Below are 18117 nucleotides of genomic sequence, written 5' to 3'. Positions count from 1 at the left end.
GGCTGCGGGTCCGTGCGCGCGTGAACGCTGGACGGTCTACGCCGCGCTTCGGCAACACCGCCACGCTCGCGCCGTTGCGATACGGACGGCAACGCCGCGTCTACCGCGATTTCCTCAAACCGTTGTCCAAGGGTGAGCGCCGGCTGCGCGAACTCGATACGGAGGCCTGATGCAGAGCAGACCCGCCGTCTCCAGCGAAATCCTCGGCGCGATCGGCGCCGTGGAAGACTGGATTCCGAAGTACGGACATCCAGTCACGAAACACGTACAGCATCTTGAGGGAAACCGGTTCATGGTGACGCTGGCCATGCGCGGCGTGCCGTTCGAGGTGCACGAGAATGTCGTGATGGAGCGCATGTTCGATCGTGATACAGAAGCGTACAGCAAGCTGGGTCGCGATCTGGGTGGTCGCCTTGGCTATCACGCAACGTTCATACGACAGCGCGTGAGTTTTGACCGCGTGTACCGGTTCAAACAACGCTTCCTGCAGTGGTTCGTACGCGAGTACATCGGACGACGTTTCGGCGACGAAAAGTTCTTCGAGAACCGCTACTACCTGTCGCTCATCCTGAAATACGAGGACTTCGATGACGGGCTGAAGGAAATCGGCTCCCTTGCGAAACAGGCGCTGCTGCAGTTCGGCGAGTATGAAGCCGAGTTGCTTGAAGTGTACGAGCGCAAGCACATGAACGGCACGAAGATGCTGTTCTCGCCTTTGTATGGGCTCGTCAGTTATCTCATCAATGGGAAGACCGGCGATCTGCCGGTCGCAGCGGAACCCGGCACCGATGTCATCCCGTCGAGCCATCTGCATTTTGGTTACAACACGCTTGAGATCGCGGGAAGCGACGTGCCGGCGTACCGACGCGTTGCAACCTGCCTTGACCTTCGCGGTTGCCCGGAGAAGCCGGGCTGGGGCCAGCTCGACCCGTTGATCACGTTGAACATGGAATTCACGATTACGCATACGTTCAACTGCATGACGGGCTTCGAGTCAAACCGGACCATCGATTCGGTCATCAACAAGCTGGAGTCGGCCGGTGACAAGGCGAAGCATCAGGTCAAGGAACTCCGCGACGCTCAGGGTTACGTGAACACGGGTGAGCTGTCGTTCGGCGAGTATCACGGCGCGGCGGTTATCTACGGCGAAACAGCGAAAGAGGCGCTGGAGAACGCCGACAGGTTTGCGTCCCGCTCACGCAACGAGTGTGGGGTTGAATGGTCGCCGGCGACGGGATCGGCACCGTTCACGTACTTCTCGCAGGTCCCGGGCGCTGCGGGCAAACCTCGTCCGAAAGTGCAGTCCTCGCGCAATTTTGCTGCGATGTACACGTGCCACGACTACTCGTCAGGCAAGGCGGAAGGCAACCCGATCGGTGACGGGTCAGCTGTCATCCCGTTTCGCTCGGATTCGGGTGTGTACAACTACAGTTCGCACGCGAGCCGGCTGGGCGATATCAATGTCTCGGAGAAGGTGGCCGGCCATTTTGAAGCGAAAGGCACGACGGGCAGCGGGAAGTCTACGGTCATCGTAGCGGCGACTGGCATGCTGTCCCGCTTCGATCCGATGCTGTACGTGCTGGACAAGGGGCGGGGCTGGGAAGTGTTTATCCGCGCGATGGGTGGCGCCTATGTCTATCTCGAGAAAGGCAAGCCGACCGGATGGGCGCCGTTCGAGCTCGCCGACACGCCAGACAATCGCGAATTCCTCTACGGGCTCGTCGAACTGTGCGGCCGCAAGAACGGTGTCGACCATCAGGGTAAGCCAATCAAGATCGACCTGACGGCCGGCGAGAAGATTCACTGCCGCAACGCCGTCGATGCGGTAATGGGGGTCGATGACGTTCGGCTGCGTCGCTTCAGCCTGCTACTGGACAGCATTCCGGACGAAGGCGACGACGGCCTGCGCGCACGTCTGTCGATCTGGTGCAAGTCGGAGGGCGGCCGGTTCTGGTGGGTGTTCGATAACCCGCCCAATCTCTCATTGAACATGAGCGAGCAACGCTGGATCGGGTTCGATGTTGAGGCGTTTCTTGTCGAGAACTATGAGCCGTCGGAGCCCGCATTCGCCTATCTGTTCCATCTCAAAAAACTGATGCGTCGGGAAGGCACCCTGATGCTGACGGTGATCGAAGAGTACTGGCTGCCGCTGCGCTTTCGCACGATCCGCGAGCAGATCGAGGAAACGCTGGCGAGCGGGCGTAAAGAAGGGGAATTCATGGGACTGATCACGCAACAGCCGGAACAGGCACAGCGTGCGGCAGACCTGTTTCCCGCGCTGCGCAGTCTGGTCGCCACGAAGATCTGGCTGGCCGATCCGGCGGCCGAAGAAGAGGCCTATCTGCGCGACGGCATGACCCGCAAGGAGTTCAAGGAATTCAAAAAACTCACGCCACAGTCGCGCCGTTTCCTTATCAAGCAAGGCAACCAGTCGGCCTTCGCCAGCTTTGACCTGAGCGGCCTGGACGACGCGATTGCGGTGTTCTCCGGCGATCGCGAGAACGCACTGATCTGCGACGGGGTGCGCGCCGAGTTTGGCGACGATCCGGACGTCTGGCTGCCCGTCCATCTGTACCGCGTGTTTGAACGCAAGCTGCGCACGCGGCTCGCGGCGAAGCACGGCGCCGATGAGCGGCTGTGGATCGGGGAACTACAGCGCGGCCTCGAGCGCAAACGTGCCGAGCTTGCGCAGATTTATCCACCGGTTAATCAGCCGGTTGACGACGAAGTTTTTGCATGATGTGCTGCAACCCAGGGAGGGAGCGATGAACAGCACCGATGTCTATCCGGCCGCGCGCCGGCCGGTTGAACCAGCGATCCGGAACCTTCGCGAGGCGCTGCGGGCGCGATCAACGCGCGCTGGCATGGGCGCCTTTGCCTATCTGCCGGGAATTACGCTTTGGCCGCGCCGCAGTCTGGTCGCGTTGTTGTGCGCTTGTGCGTTTTCGCAGGCCCACGCGCAGGGCGTGCCGACCATCTCACCGGCGGAGCTCGCGCAACAGATGGTGCAGGTCGAGCAGCTGATGCAGCAGGTCCAGAATCAGGATGCCCAGTTTCAGGCGCTGACCGGCAACAGCAGCTTTGGCAACATCCTGAACAATCCGGCGCTGCGCAACTACCTGCCTGAACAATGGCAGGACATCTACAGCCAGGCGAAGAGCGGCAGCCTGTCGGGAATCAGCTCAACGATGCGTTCGATCGAGCAGCAGGAAAACATGACCGGCGCGAGCACGTCCGGACAGCAGCGCTATTACGACACGCTCGCTGCAAACAAGGCGATGAACGAGCAGGCGTATAGCGCGATCATGGCGCGCTTTAACAACATCCAGTCGCTCATGCAGCAGTCGAATCTGACGCAGGATCCGGCACAGAAAGCGGATCTCCAGAACCGCATGGCAGCGGAAGAAGCGATAGTCACGAACGATCAGACGCGCCTGCAGCTCACCGCGCAGTTGCAGAAAACAGAGCTGCAGCTTGCCGAACAGCAGCGCGATCGCGAATTCAAAAACACTTTCCTCGGAGGTTCCAGTGGTGAATAAAGCACTTCTTTCGACCATCATCAGTCTGCTTGTCGCGATTGCAGGCTACCTCGGCTATCTCGCGTGGGACAGGCATCAACACAATTTGCAGGAAGAAGCTGCACACCAGCGCGAACTTGCGTTCAAGGCTCAGTTCCTGGGTACGACTCCAGAAAAGCTTGAACAGGAAGAAACGCCGGAGCGGCGTGCGCAGAGAAAAGCTGACGAGGAAGTGGCTGCGAAAGCCGTCCAGAAGTAGTGCCTGACACAGGGAACTCCAATGTCCTACATACCGATCACCACGACGATCTTTTCTAGCATGACGTCCGACTTCGACGCGAACGTGGTTTCGACCATCAGTTCGGGTTCGGAGCGAATCATCGGACTGATCTCGCCGCTGATGGCAACGTGTTTCAGCATCTATGTACTGCTGATCCTGTGGTCGTACTGGCAGGGCAGGAACGATGAGCCCATCAACGATTTCCTGATGCGCATGGCAACCTGGGCATTCATCCTGACCTGCGGGATGAATATTCAGTTTTACACCACTTACATCGTACCTGCCTTGAACGGCCTGGGTGAGCAACTGGCCGGTGCGATCACTGGGCAGGCGAATCCGATCTCTGGCCTGGACAATCTGTTGAGTGCATACATCAATGCCTGTGGGCAGATCTACGACAGGGCCGAGGGCTTCCAGATTATTGGAGCTGTGTGGGTGATCACGGTGCTGCTTATCTTCGCTACGCCGTTTATGGGATTGGCCGTTGCATACATCATCCTCGCCAAATTTGCGCTCGGTTTGCTGCTTGCGCTCGGGCCGCTCTTTATCTCAATGGCACTGTTTCCGCCGGTGCGTCAGTTCTTCTGGAACTGGGCGGGCCAGTGTCTTAACTACGCCCTGCTCGTGGCGCTATTTGCAGGCGCCGGCGCTATCGAGGTGGGTTTTGCGCAGAAGATCGCGCCTTCCGGATCGGCTTTCCCATCGATGAAACAGGTGGTTGAAATCGATGTGATGGGCGTGGTGTTCTTCATTGTTGCGCTCAATCTGCCGGGTCTCGCTTCGGCGTTGGCAAGCGGTGTGGGGATTTCCACGATGACCGGCAAGCTCGGTGCGGCCGGTAAGGCCCTCGCGGCTGCGGCAAAGATGGGCGGCGAGGGGAAGCAAAACACGGGCGGATCCGTGTCGAAAGCGTAAGGAGGGAACATGCCGGATTTTCTTGCGAAACTGATCCGCTGGTGGTTGCTCGCTGTCTGCTGGGTCACATTTGCCGGTTTTGCGCTGGCATTGCTGAATAGCATCGGTACCTCCATTTACCACCGTCTGCATTAGATGCAGGTAGCAGGAGATCACAATTGAAAGCGCAACTTCGCATTGGAAAGGCGGCAACGTTTGTGAAGCGGGTGAAAGGTAGTAGGGCATCGCGGCTTGCCGGGTGCCTCGCCCTGCTGGTATTCAGCGCGTTTGTCGTCTGGTTTGGAATTAGCTCATTGCAGGTGTACGGAGACCGGCTCGAACATGGCGCTGTCGTGGCCATCCTGCTTGTACAGGGCGTGGAGATTGCAGTTTATATCGGCCGCTACGGCTGGCTGGCGTTGTTCCGCCGAGCGTTCCCGGGCGATATGACACAAGGGAAGCAATCATGAAAGGCACATTAACGCTCGCGCTGCTTGCTCTCGCGTTGCAGGCCTGCAGTTCTCCACCGAAACCACCCGAGCCGACCGGCCAGTGGGTACCCGTCAACCAGCCGTTGGCCCAGCAATCGGGCCACATCGGATCGAAGTGAGATGAAAATGGTATCGACAATCAGGCAATGGTTTGCGTCGGGAGCGAACGCGCGCAAACGTAAGGGAAGCCCGACCGGGTCGACCACGCGCGCAGACGCGCCGGTGAGCGGTGTTGAGTCAGGCGAGCGCGATGCAGTCAGCTGGTACCTGAAACAGGCGCAGGCCTTCGAAAAGTCAAAGGTCGAAGCCGCGGAAGAGAAGGCCCGTATCGCCGACCGGCGTTCGGCGCTCATGGGTGTTGTCGCCCTCGCCGCTGTTTCTGGCATGGGGGCTTTAGGACTCCTAAAGCGACCGAACCCGCCCGCCGTGCTGCGCGTGAACGACACGACAGGGAAGGTGGATGTGTTGCCGACAACAGCGAACGGACACGTCGCGTTTTCCCAGAAGACCGACCGCGCGGATCTGCACCGTTACGTCGAACTGCGCGAGAGCTACGACTGGGAGACGATTTCGGACACGCACGCCGCAGTGATGTTCATGAGCGACGACCACGAGAAGGAAGCCTATGACGGGTTCGTGCGCGGCCCGACGGGCCCACTCAAGCTGCTGAAGGATCAGGCGCGGGTCATTGCACACGTCGGCTCGATCACTTTCGTGGGAACGACGGCACAGGTGTTCTGCTCGCGGCAACTGGTTTGGCTCAACGCGGCCGTAAAGCGTCCGGATCCGACGTACTGGATTGCGACGGTCGCATTCGAGCGTGTGAACGTTCCCGAAAAACAGGATCAGCAGGATCTCAACGCGGACGGTTTTCGCTGCACGAGCTACGAGGTCACACGCGACTGGACCCGGGCGCCCGCCGATGCTGCGCCGGCGTCGGGCTCTGCGGCAGCGGGAGGTGGAGCATGAAAGGACGAACGATCCGGATGTCAGCAGGCGCGGCCGCGGTCGCACTGAGTTTCGCGTTGGCGCCGATCCACGCGCGAGCCCTCGAAACGCCGCGCAGTTGCGGTTCCGACCCGCACATCCAGTGCGCGACCTACGATCCGGACCAGGCCTATCGCGTCGCGACAATGCCGGGGCGCGCGGTGATGATCCAGTTCGAGCCAGGTGAACACATCATCAACAGCGGCGAGGGCATTGGAGACGGGAAGGCGTGGCACATAGCCATCAATGACAGTGGCGCGTTGCTCAAACCGGGTGCGACGCAGCCGGAAACCAATCTTCTGCTGGTCACCAACCGGCGCACGTATCCGCTGTCACTTGTCGACGTGTCGGCCGCTCAGCCGGCGACATGGATACTGCGTTTCAACTATCCGGACACGCGTGCCAAAGCGGCAACCGCGCAGCAGCGCCGTCAGGACGCTGTCAACGCAGCGCTGGGCGGTCAGCAGGCTAATGGGCCAGCGATTCCGGCATCGATTGCGAATAGCGTGGGTGGTGCGAAAGCCGCTCCTCTCGCATCGATTCCCGCAGCCAATATCCAGTACATGATGCGCGGCGATCGCGCACTCGCGCCGACCGCACTGTGGGACGACGGCCGTTTTACGTACTTCAAGTACGCAACCGCGCGTGACCTGCCAACGATTTTCACGAAGCTGCCCGACGGCGGCGAAGCGACAGCGAACTTCCATATGGAGGGCGACACGGTCGTCGTGCACGAAGTGTCGAAGTCGTTTGTCATCCGCTACGGCCAGTCGGTGCTGGGTATCCGCAACGACGGCTATGCGCCTGACGGCCATTACAACCGTGCGGGCTCATCGGTGCCGGGCAGCGCGCGCATCGCACGTGACCATACCGATGCATCGACGAACTGATCAGGGAGCGAACACGGTATGACTGAACGAAACGAAATGGAACATGCGGTACCGGCCGACGTCGGCCCGCAGCCTTCGCTCGACCTGCCGGGCCGCCGGAAAACGCGCGTGGGCAAGCTGCGTCTGGTGCTGGTCGCGCTCGCCGTTATTGCGCTGGGTGCGTCGGGCGTGACGATCTATCTGCAACGGCTCTTCCAGCAGCATCAGGATGCGAAGCAGGCGGTACTGAACAAACCGAAGGATAGCGGCGCGAGTGACGCCGGTGCGGATCTAGAGACGCAGAAGGATCGAATAAAGCGTGCGGAAGAAGATCAGGCCCGTGCAGCGTCGGAGGTTGCGGCCGCCGCTGCCGCGAATTCCCACCTCGCGACGCCGGCTGGCGCGGTATCGCAGACGAGCGGACAGGCGGTGGCCGTAAGCAACCAGCCGCGGCCGCTCACGCCGGCCGCGCGCCGTCTGCAGGGCAGTGTGCTCGTCGCGAGCGGCAATAACGATTCTGACCGGAGCAAAGATGGTCCCGTGGCATCGAATGAAACCGCAGACGACAGCAATGGCAACACGGCCGGCGGCAACGCTGGAGCGCGTGGTCGCGATGCTGATGGTCTGGCGGGTCTGGCGAAGTCGATGGGCCTGTCAGCGCTGCACGGTGGCGGTGCGTCCAGCTCAACCAGTAAGGTAGACGCGGGCGACAGCAAGGGCTCGCCGATCGACCAGTCCTTGCAGCCGTCAAAGCTGCAGCCGATGCAGGCCTCGTTCCGGCCGAACCGGCATTACCTACTCAGTCGCAACACGATGATCCGCTGTGGTCAGTCGACGGCGATCCGTACCGACCGGCCCGGCCTGATCGGGTGCCCGATCGCGCAGGACGTATGGTCTGACGATGGCACGACGCTGCTTGTTCGCAAGGGTGCGATGGCGAAGGGCGAGCAGCGCGATGCGGTGGTCCAGGGGCAGGGCGTGATCGGCGCGATCTGGGACGAGATCGACGACGGCGACGTACACATTCCGCTGAACTCGCCGGCGACCGATCCGCTGGGTGCTGCGGGTATTCCAGCCTATGTCGACGAGCACTTCTGGCTGCGGTTCAAGGGCGCGCTGATGGTCAGCCTGATTGGCGACTTCGGCCAGGCGCTGGCCAACAAGGCGAGCGGAAGTGGCAACCAGATCACATTCTCCAACAGTTCGAACGCCACGCAGGATGTGGCCGCGGAGACGCTGCGTAACACCATCAACATCCCGCCGACGGCTTATTCAAACCAGGGCTCCGTAATCAATATCTTTGTGGCACGCGACATTGACCTGACCGGTGTGTACGAGAACGTCGACGCGCAGGGCAACCCTGTTGGCCCGAACGGGCAGCAATGAGGAACGGACTCATGAACCTGAAGATCACCTATCCGGACGATTTCCCGCTGCATGGCCTCGATCGCGACATGTTCGAGACCAAACTGCGCGACGCACTGCGTTTCTGTTTCTACGGCACGACGGTTCGGCAGCTGGCCGAACGGGTCGATGCACGCCGTGCGCTTGTGGTTCCCGATGTCTTGCCACTGCGTCAGATCGCCGACGAGCACACGTTTGAGGATTGCATGGCGCTCGATGGGTGCCGCATCGACGATATGTCAGCGCCGCTGCGGCGCAACCTGCTGCGTAACGTCGGGGCGCGTATCGGGTTGACGATTTCGGAGTGGGGCGACAGCGCGTTGCCGTCGCTCGACGAGCCAGCCAATCATGCGGCCAGTCTTGCAACGGAAGCGAGCGCAACTAACCGTCAACCAGATCGAGTTCCGGAAATTCAGGATCGCCATGCCTCACGCACATCGCGCGTCCTGCTTGCAGCGGGGCTCTGCGCAGTGGCGATCGGCGGTGTGGCATGGAAATGGACCCGGCCGGCCGCGCCTCTGAGCGCAACCGTGGTTTCCACCTCGCCGGCGCAAACCCTTCGCGAGCTTGCCAGCAGCGTGCCGGACGATCGCCGCCCACATCGCGTGTCAGTGCAGATCGAGCCGCAGGATTCGGGCACCACGCCCCGCTGAAACGGCGCGTCACCTTGAAAGATGGATGTGAGCCTGAACCAGAAAGGAGTGCAGATGAGCGCAGACATAATCGATGTGATCGAGAAGGGCACGATCGCCCGTAGCTTCCTCAAACAGATGGGGATCTCAAATTTTTTCGACGGGAGTCTTACCGAGGTCGCGATCAATCGTCCGGGCGAGATCTGGACCCAGGGCTCGCACGGCTGGAAGCGGCACGAAGCCGCGGCCTGCACGTTCGACGCCTGCTCCAAGCTCGCGAATGCCCTGACGGTCATGAAGGGCGGCAAGTTCTGGACGAAAGAACCGATTCATCCAGTCGTGCTGCCGGAGGGCCAGCGCGGGCACGTTCTGATGCAGCCGGCCTGCGAGCGGGACACCATCTCCATCACGATCCGTATTCCTTCGAACGTGCGCTTTACCGTTGACGAATACGACACCAACGGCTGGTTCGAGGGATACCGCGACGTTTCGCCTCGCCGCGAGATGCCAGCCGCGCTTGATCTGCAGCCGTTCGAGATGGAGATGCTCGAGGCGAAGTCGCAGCGCAACGTCACGCGCATGCTGGAGCTTGCCGTCGCCAACCGGTTGAATATTGCGCTCGCCGGCGGCACCGGCTCCGGCAAGACGACGCTGAACAAGGCGCTCTCAGACCTCGTGCCGTCCGATGAACGGATCGGCACGATCGAGGACACGCCGGAACTGTCGCTGCCGAACCATCCGAATCGCGTGCACATGTTCTTCAGCGACACGCTGCCGGCGAAGGAACTGGTGCGTTCCACACTGCGCATGAAGTTCGACCGTGTGTTTCTCGCCGAGTGTCGTGGCGACGAAACGTGGGACTACCTGACGCTGCTCAACACGGGCACGCCAGGCGGCATCACGACGGTGCATTGCAACGACGCGCGTTCAGCTCATTCGCGCATCGCGACGCTGGTCAAGCAGAGCGTCGTTGGCCAGACGCTCGACTGGCAATTCATCATGGACCAGGTGCGCGTAACGGTGGACCTCGTCCTGTTCATGAACCGCGACAAGCGGCTCGCTGAGATCTGGTACGACCCGATCGGCAAGGCGCAGCTGCTGGGTTGTGTCTCATGAGCGCCGATGCCGCGGCGCAGATGATCGAACAGATCGCGATCAGCCTGTGCGGTGCGCTCGCCGTGTTTCTGTCGCAGGACCGGCGTGCGCACTGGCGGCGCTGGGCCTGCATCTTCGGGCTGGCTGCGCAGCCGTTCTGGTTCGACATGGCGTGGCGAGCGCATCAGTACGGCGTGCTCGCGCTGTGCTTTGTTTATGTGGCGTCGTGGTCGCGCGGTTTCACGGCGCACTGGCTCGTTCGCAGGGAGGACCGTGTATGAACTTCGCGATCAGCGATATCGAGGCGGCGATCGAAGGATGGCGCATGCGTTCGCCGTCGGACGAAGCATTTGCTGCCAGCACAGAGGTCCGCGCGCTGGCGCGGCTCTACGGCGCCGTGATCGTGCACGGCCGCGATGGTGTCCCCGACGCCGGGCTGGACGACGCGCAGCGCGACGCCCTGCGGATCCTGTCCGCCGATCCACCCGGAGAGTTCCCGCAATGAAGACAGATCTTCCGGTTCCCGCGATTGTCGATACCGCGGACGCGAACGATGACGGCCCGTGCAAATGGCGACCGTCCGGCGACTTTGCGCTGGTCCACCCGTCGGGCTGGACGATCGCACGGTACTCAGTCTATGGCGAGTGGCGCTACCTGCTGTGGGAGCCTATCCGTCGGTGTACGGCCGCCAACAGCAACCAGTTCCACGGACCCTTCGATCACGTGCGCGACGCGATGCGCCTGCACCGCGACCTGAGCGCGCATCTGCACCAACAGGAGATGGCCGCATGACAACGCATCTGAAATTTCAGGCCGCTATCGACGCGTCCGCGCACTGAGGACCGACCATGCCAAAACCGCTTCGAATTCTGATCCCCGTCGTGGTCTTCCTGCTGATCCTGTGCGGCTTCGCGTTCCTCGGCCAGTTCGCCGGCGGTCAGCTTTTCGCGAAGATGCAGAAGCTGCCGGAGGGCAGCGCGGGCGTGTTCACGCTGTACGACTACTGGCATGCCTACGGCGACGTGCCTGCTGTGGTGCGCGCGCTCAAGGTGTGCACGCTGCTGTCGGTGGTGATCACCGGCCTGCCCGTGGCCGTGATCACGATGGCGCTCGTGTCGGGCCGCAAGCGCCTCGCGCAGTTTGGCGAGGCCCGCTTCGCAACCCGTAACGACATCGTCAAGGCTGGCCTGCTGGAGAAGAAATAATCATGACGACCTCACAACATCTGTATCCGCCCTTCATTGTCGGTAAGTACAAGGGTGAATACCTAAAGTATTACGGCCAGGATTTCCTGATGACGGCCGCCGGCACCCGCTCCGGCAAGGGCACCTCGATCGTGATCCCGAATCTTCTCACCTATCCCGATTCCGTCGTAGTCGAGGACATCAAGGAAGAGAATTACCACTATACGTCCGGCTATCGGCGGGCATGCGGTCACGAAACCTACCTGTGGGCGCCGTTCTCGGAAGACGGGCGCTCGCACGCGTACAACCCGCTCGAATACATCGCCGGCCGACCCGCCTATGCGCGCGTGGGCGACGTGATGACGATCGGCGAACACCTGTATCCGTCCAACGTCGACGCGCGCCTGAAGTACTGGAACGACAACGCCCGCAACCTGTTCATCGGGATCGTCCTGTATCTGCTGGAAACGCCCTCGCTGCCGTGCACGTTTGGTGAGGTGCTGCGACAGGCCTCCGGCAAGGGCAGGGCGATCCGTGAACACATCTCGTCGATCGTCAGCACGCGCGCTGATGCAGCGCATGCGACCGACGGTCTGCCGGCGCTCAGTTTCGAGTGCCTGGATGCGCTGAACCGCTTCCTGTCGCAATCGAAGGAAGCCTTCGCGAACATCGTATCGACGATGACCGCGCCGCTGAACGTGTTCAGCAATCCGGTGGTCGACGCGGCAACCAGCCGCTCGGACTTCAATCTGGCCGATGTGCGCAAAAAGCGCATGTCGATCTATGTGGGCATCAAGCCGGGCGATCTGAAAGCCGGCGCGCTGCTGGTCAATCTCTTTTTCTCGCAGCTGATCGACCTGAACACGCGCGAGCTGCCTGCCGAGAATCCTGCGCTCAAATACCAGTGCGCGCTGATCCTGGACGAGTTTGCAGCGCCCGGCAAGATCGACATCATCGATACGGCCAACCCGTTCATTGCTGGCTACAACCTCCGGCTGATGCTGATCTTTCAGGGCATGTCACAGATCGAGGATCCGAAGCTGTACGGCAAGCACGGCGCCGAAACGCTGGCGATCAACTGCAAGATGCGCAGCCTGTATGCGCCGCGTACGGTCAAGGAATCGAAAGAGTACTCAGAGATGCTGGGCACATTCACGCACATGGCGCGCTCACGCAGCCGTAGTCGCGGGCGCAGTTCATCGACCAGCACCAACGAGTCAGAGCACGGCAGGGCGTTGATGATGCCGCAGGAGCTGCGGGCGCTGAAGCACAACAAGCAGATCATCACGATGGAGGGGTGCGAGCCGATCCTGTGCGAGAAGGCGTTTTTCTATGAAGACGCCGAGCTCGTCGACCGGCTGGTGCGGCAGAGCCCTTACCTGCAGGATGTGATGGCGAAGCTGGAGAAGACCAATCGCCGGCGCGCATGGTTCGGTTTCGGTCCGAAGTTTCCCAACGAGGTGCAGATGAAACACGCCGCGTTCGTCGCGCGTGAACTGTGCGCACCCGTGCCAAAGATCGACGTCGAGCAGTGGTGGCAGACGCAGAACGCGGCCCGCCGCGCGCAGCAGGCCGCGGCGGCCGCGGACGCCGCCAGGCAGACGGCCGGTCTGGCGCGTGACGTCCGGGAGCACGAGATCGGCGTACTCGCGCCTGTCCACCTGGCCAACCGTAACAGCATCCGCGCGTCGCTGTTCCAGTTGATGCCTTATCTGCGAGAAGTCCTGCCGGACGCGGCGGCCGCCGTGTCGGCGCAAACCGCAGCACCTCAATCACAGCCTGAACCGCAAGGAGTGACCGTATGAACGAGATCGAATTTCCCGCCGACCGGATCGACTACCGCGAACGCGGCGCGGCAAACGCCGACGATGCGTCGACCATTCGCGCGCGCGTCACGCCGCCGGCGAACGAACCGGACGCGGGCGCCGTGCCCGGCACTCCGGAAACGCCGGTCGATGAAGCAACCGAAGAGCGCCTGAAGAAAATCCGCGCGGCCGACCGGGAGAAGGTCGAGAAGCTTCTCAGGCGCGACCCATTGCCCAACACCGCCACTGACGAGTCGGTGAAGCCGGCCGCCGGCACCGGGAAGCCGCTCGGGAAGAAGGGCGATGGGCCGGAGAACACCATCCGCCCGAAACCGGTTTTCGAGAAGACTGGCTATGACGTGCCGAAGTCGGTCACTAACCAGTATGTCGCGCATGAAGGCAAGTTTCTCGATCGCAAGAGCGAAACGGTGCACTTCGAGGACAAGGGCCGCTCGCTGTCGACGGCCAGCGAGGACCGCGACGTAATCGTGCACATGGTCGAAGTTGCGAAGGCGAAGAACTGGGGCGAGCTGCAGCTTAAGGGCAGCGAAGAGTTCCGTCGGCAGGCGTGGATCGCCGCTGAACTCTCAGGCGTGCCGACGCGTGGTTTCAAACCTGGTGCGCAGGATCGGGCGGTACTGACCGCTGCACGCGAGGCGATGCGCATTGGCGCAGGCGACAAATCCAGTGAGGCGGACAAGGCGCGCACGAATGAGATGGAGGCGGCAGACGCAGCGGGGCAAAAGCAGCCCGCCGCGCCGGAGGCGGCGAAGACGGTCACAACTGGGCGTGATACCGCCGCGCCCAGAGGCGCCCGGACGGCCGCCGCGCAACCATCTGCGGCTGCGCCGGCAAGTCCCGCTCAGGGCACACCAACGCCGGCCGGTGTCACGGAGGGCGTACTGGTGGCACACGGGCCCGCTCCGTTCAACCACGACGACAAGCAGAACGACAGCTACTACGCGACCGTGCGGACAGAGGATGGCGAGCGCACCGTCTGGGGACTGGACATCGAGCGCGCGATCGGCGAAAGCGGCGTGCAGCCCGGCCAGCGGATCGAGCTGGAAAAGGGCGGCAGCAAGACGGTAACAGCGCTGCAGCGCCAGTTCGACGAGAAGGGTACCGAACTCGCTCCGAAGTCAGTCGAGAGCCGGCGCAACGAATGGCTGGTGTTCTCGCCCGATGTGCCGGGCCTGCCCACGCGCGAGCAGCGCGAAGCGCTGGCCAGCGCGCGCCGCGACGCCGATGAGCGCCGACAGATCAATGAGGCGCGCGAGCGGTTCCTGAGCGGGGACTGGAAATACTCGAAGGAACAGCAGAAGACGCTCGATGAGGTACGCGAGCGCATCAAGGCGCAGGCCGCGCGCGAGGTGCTGCGTGACGAGATCAAGGGTCTGCCGGAGCAGCAGCAGGAGAAGCTGATGGGGGAGTTCGAAAGCGCCGTGGCTGAGGCGCGCGCTGCTAACCGGCCACTGGACGTGCCCATGCCTCAGGTAAGCGAAGCAACGATCGAGGCCGTACGCGAGCAGATCGAGCGGGAGCAGCGAGGCCAGGCTCACACAGCACAGCAGACCACTCAACAGGCGACACCGGAACGCGGACAGGACCCGCAGTCGCAGACCGCCGAACACGACGGGCCGACGCTCGAAATGGAACCATAAGGCGGCGGACAACAACGGGCGGCCGCGATCGCCTCGCGACCGTCATCGTCAAATCGAACAACAGGAGCAGATCATCATGAAGATTGCAGTAATCAACTTCTCGGGCAACGTCGGCAAGAGCACTGTTGCGCGACATCTGCTGGCCCCCCGTCTTGACCATGCGGAGGTTATCGCGATTGAATCAATCAACTCGGACGGAACGGAGACCGCCGCGTTGCGCGGCAACCAGTTCGACGAGCTGCAGGACCAGTTGATGACGCTCAGGAACGCCGTAGTCGACATCGGCGCATCGAACGCTGAAGACTTCGTGAGCCTGATGCAGAACTACGACGGTTCTCACGAGGATTTCGACCTGTTCGTCGTGCCGACAGTGCCGGCAATGAAGCAGCAGGTCGACACGATTGCGACGCTCCGGTCGCTTTCGGAAGACATTGGTGTTCCGGCGTCCCGAATCCGTGTTGTGTTCAACATGGTCGATCCGAAGCGAGACATCGAAAAGCTCTTCGCGAAGGTGTTCGAGGCTCATGAAGACGACCGGGGTTTCATGTTGTGCACGGACGCGGTGATCTATGAGAATCCGATCTTCGAGAAAATCAAGGGCTTCGACAGATCCATCATCGAGTTGCGCAACGATCCCACGGACTACGTCGCGATGAACGCTGACGCGATCGACCAGGGCGAACCAGAAGAGCGGAAGGCCTGGATCCGGCAGATGGTCGCACTGAAACGTCTTGCGAGCCGTGTGACGACAGAACTGGACGCAGTATTCAAGGTCCTGGTGCATTGATGGGCGCTCCGGACGATTCGATCCGTGAGGAGCTGATCGGCGCGGTGCTCGGCGAGCTGTCGCTTTTGCGCCGTGACGTGAAGGATCTGTCCCAGCGGCTCGAGACCACTGGCAAGCAGTTTAAGGATGATGGCGAACTTACGCTGCTGCGCTTCACCTCCCGCTACGAGCGGTTCCTCAACGAGTTCGCAGCATCGAGCACCGATGTGCTGGCCGAAGCGGGGCGGTTTTCGGAGGCCCGCGATCAACTGCTTGGCGAGATCTCGCTCAGGCAGTACGACGAAGCCAACGGGCGAAGCCGCGATCTGCTGCGCGACGTCTTGCGCGAACAACGCGGCCGCAGTCGTGCTATCGGCCGGATCGAACTGGCCGCATGGACCGTGTGCGCCATGCTTGGCTCGGCGGCACTCACGGTCGGAGCCCTTGCGGCGCTGCGCCATCTGACCATCTGACATGGAGATCTCATGAAACGACTGATCGCAATATTAATCTGCGGCGCGATCGCCACCCAGACGGTGGCGCTGGCCGACGACGACAACCCGTCCGCCTGCGGTGCCGTCCTGTGTCTCGCCGGTCTGATCGCCGGTGGCAGTGCCGGCGGGGACTGCAAAAACTATATGACGGGTTATTTTTCCATCGTGAAATTTCATCACGGCCACTTCGATGAGACAGGCACGACGAATGCCCGTAGCGATTTCACGAACCAGTGCAAGAGCGTTGGACCGGATACGAAGAAGGGTGTGAACGACCGGTACGGAAACGTTCAATCTGGTCCGTGACGCATAGCCGCTCTCTCAGGTCCTGCCAATATTTTGCCCTCGGAAGTCAGGACTTTTTACGGTGCGGGCTACGGCCCGCAGTCGACAGCACGCGGTAGCAGGCTTCCGGGTTCGGCCAACTTCTGTCATTCGCGAGGAAGGCGTGGACGGCGGCTTTCCGAGGCACAACGGACACTTGCTCATCGCCGTGCAGGCTTGCAAAGGGGCGCGAGACTAACGAAGTTCGCCCGCGAACACACCGCAATGTCTGTCTACCGTAATGTCCGTGTGATCGAGTCCGAGACTCAAACGCATCCGGCCCCATCCAGTCGCGGACATTGCGCTCATCGGATTGTGCCACTTCGTAAAATCGCTGATAGCCTTTCCACAGAGGAAGCCAAATATCAAAATCGTTGTTTTCAATGGCTTTGATTTCGACTGATTGCAATAGAATGCTTCTGAAATTCAGTTGGCCGCCCCGCTGCGGAATGCGGACGGGTGCGGCGGCGGCCGGACATCTTAAACGGACAATCGGAGCGATCTGCGTTGACACATTCGGCCGGAGGTCAATTCGTCAGCCGAAAAGAGGGGTCGTTCTGGCCGACTACCCAGCCTTTTCGCCTGATACGACCGACTCCAGGAGTCCGAGGTTGGATGGACAGGTGAATGCACATCAACAGGATCGGGCTCGCCACCCCCCCGCGCGCGTACCTCGCACTATTTCCCGAGTGGTTTCACACCGTACTTTTGATAATACGTTTTCCTTATTTCGTCTTGACTTCGAGGAGGATCGGGGAAGACATGCGCTGGCGACAGCAATAACGATATTGAAGTGATGTCGATCTTGACGACGTGATTGACAGGATACTCGACTCCGTTTGTCACCCAAATCCAGTCCGCGATCATCCGATACTCGTCATCACCAGGCGGCAGTATTAGCGCGCGACCCTTGAATCGATAACCGCGCCTCTGGAAGACGTCGACAACGTTAATCTCGACGGCGGGATTGCGCCTCAAGTTCAGTATCGTCCCGAACGATGCGATATCGGCGAAGTAGAGAACACCGTTCCTGACCGTCAAGGACGCCTTCGGCGAAAGATTGGGTGTCCCATCCTCGTTCACTGTCGCGACGAACGACAGGATCGCCTGCTTGATGGTCGCCTCCACGTCGGCGTTGATTTCAATCATAGATATACTCGCTTGAAAGGAATTTGAGCGGCTCCATGCATCGCTCGCCAGAACTCACCAAATGTTGATCCATGGGTAAGCTTCCAGCTATTTGATCGGTGTGGTCAGCGCTTTGTCATTGGTGTCGAGGACGAACACAGCGAGCAGCTCTGCCGGCTCGGTCTTGCTCGCGTTGCGGCTGATCGAATGGATAGCGCCCGGTGGTTCGGACCAACTCTCGCCTGCCCGATAGATGCGCGTCTCACCGTCATTCACCTTCGACTTGATCGCACCTTTGATCACGTAGGCGTAAATGAAGGCCGATTTCGCGTGGGTGTGGGGCAGGGAGGCCGCGCCGGGCGAGTAATCGACTACCACGGCAATCAGCGACTTGCCGGGAATATTAGGAATAACCGCATCGAAGTTCTTCGTGACGGTTTGCCCTTCGCCGTCATGGGCTGAGGCGGAGCCGGCCGTCACGATGGCGAGTGTCACGTAGCTGGCAGCGATGATGGTTCGGATCTTCATGGACGTCTCCTTCCGAGAGTCGGCTAGTCTTTGCTCTTCCCTATTTCATGCCGGCCT

Annotated in this window: 23 protein-coding genes; 21 read left to right on the top strand and 2 right to left on the bottom strand. The window is 61.2% G+C overall.

Going from position 1 to position 18117, the window contains the following annotated elements:
• Positions 1 to 169 precede the first annotated feature (169 nt).
• The 21 genes from P0D96_RS34315 (at position 170) to P0D96_RS34215 (ending at position 16386) form a co-directional block, all read left to right on the top strand.
• Positions 170 to 2740 carry a VirB4 family type IV secretion system protein gene (locus P0D96_RS34315; RefSeq protein ID WP_408318078.1) on the top strand — a complete coding sequence of 857 codons (2571 nt, stop codon included), beginning with the start codon at positions 170 to 172 and terminating at the stop codon, positions 2738 to 2740.
• A 25-nt stretch (positions 2741 to 2765) separates the two neighbouring features.
• Positions 2766 to 3539, top strand: coding sequence for a TrbJ/VirB5 family protein (locus P0D96_RS34310; RefSeq protein ID WP_408318076.1), 774 nt, complete (start codon positions 2766 to 2768; stop codon positions 3537 to 3539).
• Positions 3532 to 3777 carry a hypothetical protein gene (locus P0D96_RS34305; RefSeq protein WP_408318074.1) on the top strand — a complete coding sequence of 82 codons (246 nt, stop codon included), beginning with the start codon at positions 3532 to 3534 and terminating at the stop codon, positions 3775 to 3777. The genes P0D96_RS34310 and P0D96_RS34305 overlap by 8 nt, the downstream gene beginning before the upstream one ends.
• 21 nt (positions 3778 to 3798) lie before the next feature.
• The gene (locus P0D96_RS34300; protein ID WP_408318072.1) at positions 3799 to 4713 is read left to right on the top strand and encodes a TrbL/VirB6 family protein; all 915 of its coding nucleotides are present in this window, start codon (positions 3799 to 3801) and stop codon (positions 4711 to 4713) included.
• 9 nt (positions 4714 to 4722) lie between these two features.
• Positions 4723 to 4848 (top strand): hypothetical protein, encoded by a 126-nt coding sequence (locus tag P0D96_RS34295; RefSeq protein ID WP_408318070.1) that lies wholly within the window; start codon positions 4723 to 4725, stop codon positions 4846 to 4848.
• A gap of 23 nt (positions 4849 to 4871) precedes the next feature.
• Positions 4872 to 5162, top strand: coding sequence for a hypothetical protein (locus P0D96_RS34290; protein WP_408318068.1), 291 nt, complete (start codon positions 4872 to 4874; stop codon positions 5160 to 5162).
• Positions 5159 to 5302, top strand: coding sequence for a hypothetical protein (locus P0D96_RS34285; RefSeq protein ID WP_408318066.1), 144 nt, complete (start codon positions 5159 to 5161; stop codon positions 5300 to 5302). Before P0D96_RS34290 ends, P0D96_RS34285 begins: the two co-directional genes overlap by 4 nt.
• A 1-nt stretch (position 5303) precedes the next feature.
• Entirely contained in the window at positions 5304 to 6152 is an 849-nt protein-coding gene (locus tag P0D96_RS34280) for a VirB8 family type IV secretion system protein (protein WP_408318064.1), read from the top strand.
• Positions 6153 to 6169: 17 nt separating this feature from the next.
• On the top strand, positions 6170 to 7060 hold the full coding sequence (locus P0D96_RS34275) for a TrbG/VirB9 family P-type conjugative transfer protein (RefSeq protein ID WP_408318086.1): 891 nt from the start codon (positions 6170 to 6172) through the stop codon (positions 7058 to 7060).
• A gap of 18 nt (positions 7061 to 7078) precedes the next feature.
• A complete protein-coding gene (locus tag P0D96_RS34270; protein WP_408318062.1) occupies positions 7079 to 8425 on the top strand; it encodes a TraB/TrbI/VirB10 family type IV secretion system protein in 1347 nt (448 codons plus the stop codon).
• A gap of 11 nt (positions 8426 to 8436) precedes the next feature.
• The gene (locus tag P0D96_RS34265) at positions 8437 to 9096 is read left to right on the top strand and encodes a hypothetical protein (RefSeq protein WP_408318060.1); all 660 of its coding nucleotides are present in this window, start codon (positions 8437 to 8439) and stop codon (positions 9094 to 9096) included.
• A 54-nt stretch (positions 9097 to 9150) separates the two neighbouring features.
• Complete coding sequence (virB11, locus tag P0D96_RS34260; RefSeq protein WP_408318059.1) at positions 9151 to 10191, top strand: P-type DNA transfer ATPase VirB11; 1041 nt, start codon at positions 9151 to 9153, stop codon at positions 10189 to 10191.
• Positions 10188 to 10451, top strand: coding sequence for a hypothetical protein (locus tag P0D96_RS34255; RefSeq protein ID WP_408318057.1), 264 nt, complete (start codon positions 10188 to 10190; stop codon positions 10449 to 10451). The genes virB11 and P0D96_RS34255 overlap by 4 nt, the downstream gene beginning before the upstream one ends.
• Positions 10448 to 10675 carry a DUF3717 domain-containing protein gene (locus P0D96_RS34250; RefSeq protein ID WP_408318055.1) on the top strand — a complete coding sequence of 76 codons (228 nt, stop codon included), beginning with the start codon at positions 10448 to 10450 and terminating at the stop codon, positions 10673 to 10675. The genes P0D96_RS34255 and P0D96_RS34250 overlap by 4 nt, the downstream gene beginning before the upstream one ends.
• Positions 10672 to 10962 (top strand): hypothetical protein, encoded by a 291-nt coding sequence (locus P0D96_RS34245; protein WP_408318053.1) that lies wholly within the window; start codon positions 10672 to 10674, stop codon positions 10960 to 10962. Before P0D96_RS34250 ends, P0D96_RS34245 begins: the two co-directional genes overlap by 4 nt.
• Before the next feature lie 56 nt (positions 10963 to 11018).
• Positions 11019 to 11375 carry a hypothetical protein gene (locus P0D96_RS34240; RefSeq protein WP_097397535.1) on the top strand — a complete coding sequence of 119 codons (357 nt, stop codon included), beginning with the start codon at positions 11019 to 11021 and terminating at the stop codon, positions 11373 to 11375.
• Positions 11376 to 11377: 2 nt separating this feature from the next.
• Positions 11378 to 13159, top strand: a complete 1782-nt coding sequence (locus P0D96_RS34235; RefSeq protein ID WP_408318051.1) for a type IV secretory system conjugative DNA transfer family protein — start codon at positions 11378 to 11380, stop codon at positions 13157 to 13159.
• Positions 13156 to 14820 carry an LPD7 domain-containing protein gene (locus P0D96_RS34230; protein ID WP_408318050.1) on the top strand — a complete coding sequence of 555 codons (1665 nt, stop codon included), beginning with the start codon at positions 13156 to 13158 and terminating at the stop codon, positions 14818 to 14820. The genes P0D96_RS34235 and P0D96_RS34230 overlap by 4 nt, the downstream gene beginning before the upstream one ends.
• Positions 14821 to 14896: 76 nt before the next feature.
• The gene (gene stbB, locus P0D96_RS34225; protein ID WP_408318048.1) at positions 14897 to 15607 is read left to right on the top strand and encodes a StbB family protein; all 711 of its coding nucleotides are present in this window, start codon (positions 14897 to 14899) and stop codon (positions 15605 to 15607) included.
• The gene (locus P0D96_RS34220) at positions 15607 to 16059 is read left to right on the top strand and encodes a hypothetical protein (protein WP_408214895.1); all 453 of its coding nucleotides are present in this window, start codon (positions 15607 to 15609) and stop codon (positions 16057 to 16059) included. The genes stbB and P0D96_RS34220 overlap by 1 nt, the downstream gene beginning before the upstream one ends.
• A gap of 12 nt (positions 16060 to 16071) precedes the next feature.
• A complete protein-coding gene (locus P0D96_RS34215) occupies positions 16072 to 16386 on the top strand; it encodes a TrbM/KikA/MpfK family conjugal transfer protein (protein WP_408214897.1) in 315 nt (104 codons plus the stop codon).
• A 696-nt stretch (positions 16387 to 17082) separates the two neighbouring features.
• Here the strand turns inward: P0D96_RS34215 and P0D96_RS34210 are convergent.
• Complete coding sequence (locus tag P0D96_RS34210; protein ID WP_408318045.1) at positions 17083 to 17553, bottom strand: pyridoxamine 5'-phosphate oxidase family protein; 471 nt, start codon at positions 17551 to 17553, stop codon at positions 17083 to 17085.
• Positions 17554 to 17640: 87 nt separating this feature from the next.
• Entirely contained in the window at positions 17641 to 18060 is a 420-nt protein-coding gene (locus tag P0D96_RS34205) for a cupin domain-containing protein (RefSeq protein ID WP_408178897.1), read from the bottom strand.
• Positions 18061 to 18117 lie beyond the last annotated feature (57 nt).

The sequence above is a fragment of the Paraburkholderia sp. RL17-347-BIC-D genome (genome assembly GCF_046027915.1).
Taxonomy (GTDB): Bacteria; Pseudomonadota; Gammaproteobacteria; order Burkholderiales; family Burkholderiaceae; genus Paraburkholderia.
Note: the sequence above shows the minus strand (reverse complement) of the source record. Positions and strands in the feature narration are given on the sequence as shown.

Bases quoted from the DNA above. Each gene is read 5' to 3' on its own strand.
- P0D96_RS34315 (WP_408318078.1), top strand. From the start codon at position 170: ATGCAGAGCAGACCCGCCGTCTCCAGCGAAATCCTCGGCGCGATCGGC.
- P0D96_RS34245 (WP_408318053.1), top strand. From the start codon at position 10,672: ATGAAGACAGATCTTCCGGTTCCCGCGATTGTCGATACCGCGGACGCG.
- P0D96_RS34250 (WP_408318055.1), top strand. From the start codon at position 10,448: ATGAACTTCGCGATCAGCGATATCGAGGCGGCGATCGAAGGATGGCGC.
- P0D96_RS34205 (WP_408178897.1), bottom strand. From the start codon at position 18,060: ATGAAGATCCGAACCATCATCGCTGCCAGCTACGTGACACTCGCCATC.
- P0D96_RS34295 (WP_408318070.1), top strand. From the start codon at position 4,723: ATGCCGGATTTTCTTGCGAAACTGATCCGCTGGTGGTTGCTCGCTGTC.
- P0D96_RS34270 (WP_408318062.1), top strand. From the start codon at position 7,079: ATGACTGAACGAAACGAAATGGAACATGCGGTACCGGCCGACGTCGGC.
- P0D96_RS34255 (WP_408318057.1), top strand. From the start codon at position 10,188: ATGAGCGCCGATGCCGCGGCGCAGATGATCGAACAGATCGCGATCAGC.
- P0D96_RS34235 (WP_408318051.1), top strand. From the start codon at position 11,378: ATGACGACCTCACAACATCTGTATCCGCCCTTCATTGTCGGTAAGTAC.
- P0D96_RS34210 (WP_408318045.1), bottom strand. From the start codon at position 17,553: ATGATTGAAATCAACGCCGACGTGGAGGCGACCATCAAGCAGGCGATC.
- stbB (WP_408318048.1), top strand. From the start codon at position 14,897: ATGAAGATTGCAGTAATCAACTTCTCGGGCAACGTCGGCAAGAGCACT.
- P0D96_RS34300 (WP_408318072.1), top strand. From the start codon at position 3,799: ATGTCCTACATACCGATCACCACGACGATCTTTTCTAGCATGACGTCC.
- P0D96_RS34275 (WP_408318086.1), top strand. From the start codon at position 6,170: ATGTCAGCAGGCGCGGCCGCGGTCGCACTGAGTTTCGCGTTGGCGCCG.
- virB11 (WP_408318059.1), top strand. From the start codon at position 9,151: ATGAGCGCAGACATAATCGATGTGATCGAGAAGGGCACGATCGCCCGT.
- P0D96_RS34230 (WP_408318050.1), top strand. From the start codon at position 13,156: ATGAACGAGATCGAATTTCCCGCCGACCGGATCGACTACCGCGAACGC.
- P0D96_RS34310 (WP_408318076.1), top strand. From the start codon at position 2,766: ATGAACAGCACCGATGTCTATCCGGCCGCGCGCCGGCCGGTTGAACCA.
- P0D96_RS34280 (WP_408318064.1), top strand. From the start codon at position 5,304: ATGAAAATGGTATCGACAATCAGGCAATGGTTTGCGTCGGGAGCGAAC.
- P0D96_RS34285 (WP_408318066.1), top strand. From the start codon at position 5,159: ATGAAAGGCACATTAACGCTCGCGCTGCTTGCTCTCGCGTTGCAGGCC.
- P0D96_RS34240 (WP_097397535.1), top strand. From the start codon at position 11,019: ATGCCAAAACCGCTTCGAATTCTGATCCCCGTCGTGGTCTTCCTGCTG.
- P0D96_RS34265 (WP_408318060.1), top strand. From the start codon at position 8,437: ATGAACCTGAAGATCACCTATCCGGACGATTTCCCGCTGCATGGCCTC.
- P0D96_RS34220 (WP_408214895.1), top strand. From the start codon at position 15,607: ATGGGCGCTCCGGACGATTCGATCCGTGAGGAGCTGATCGGCGCGGTG.
- P0D96_RS34215 (WP_408214897.1), top strand. From the start codon at position 16,072: ATGAAACGACTGATCGCAATATTAATCTGCGGCGCGATCGCCACCCAG.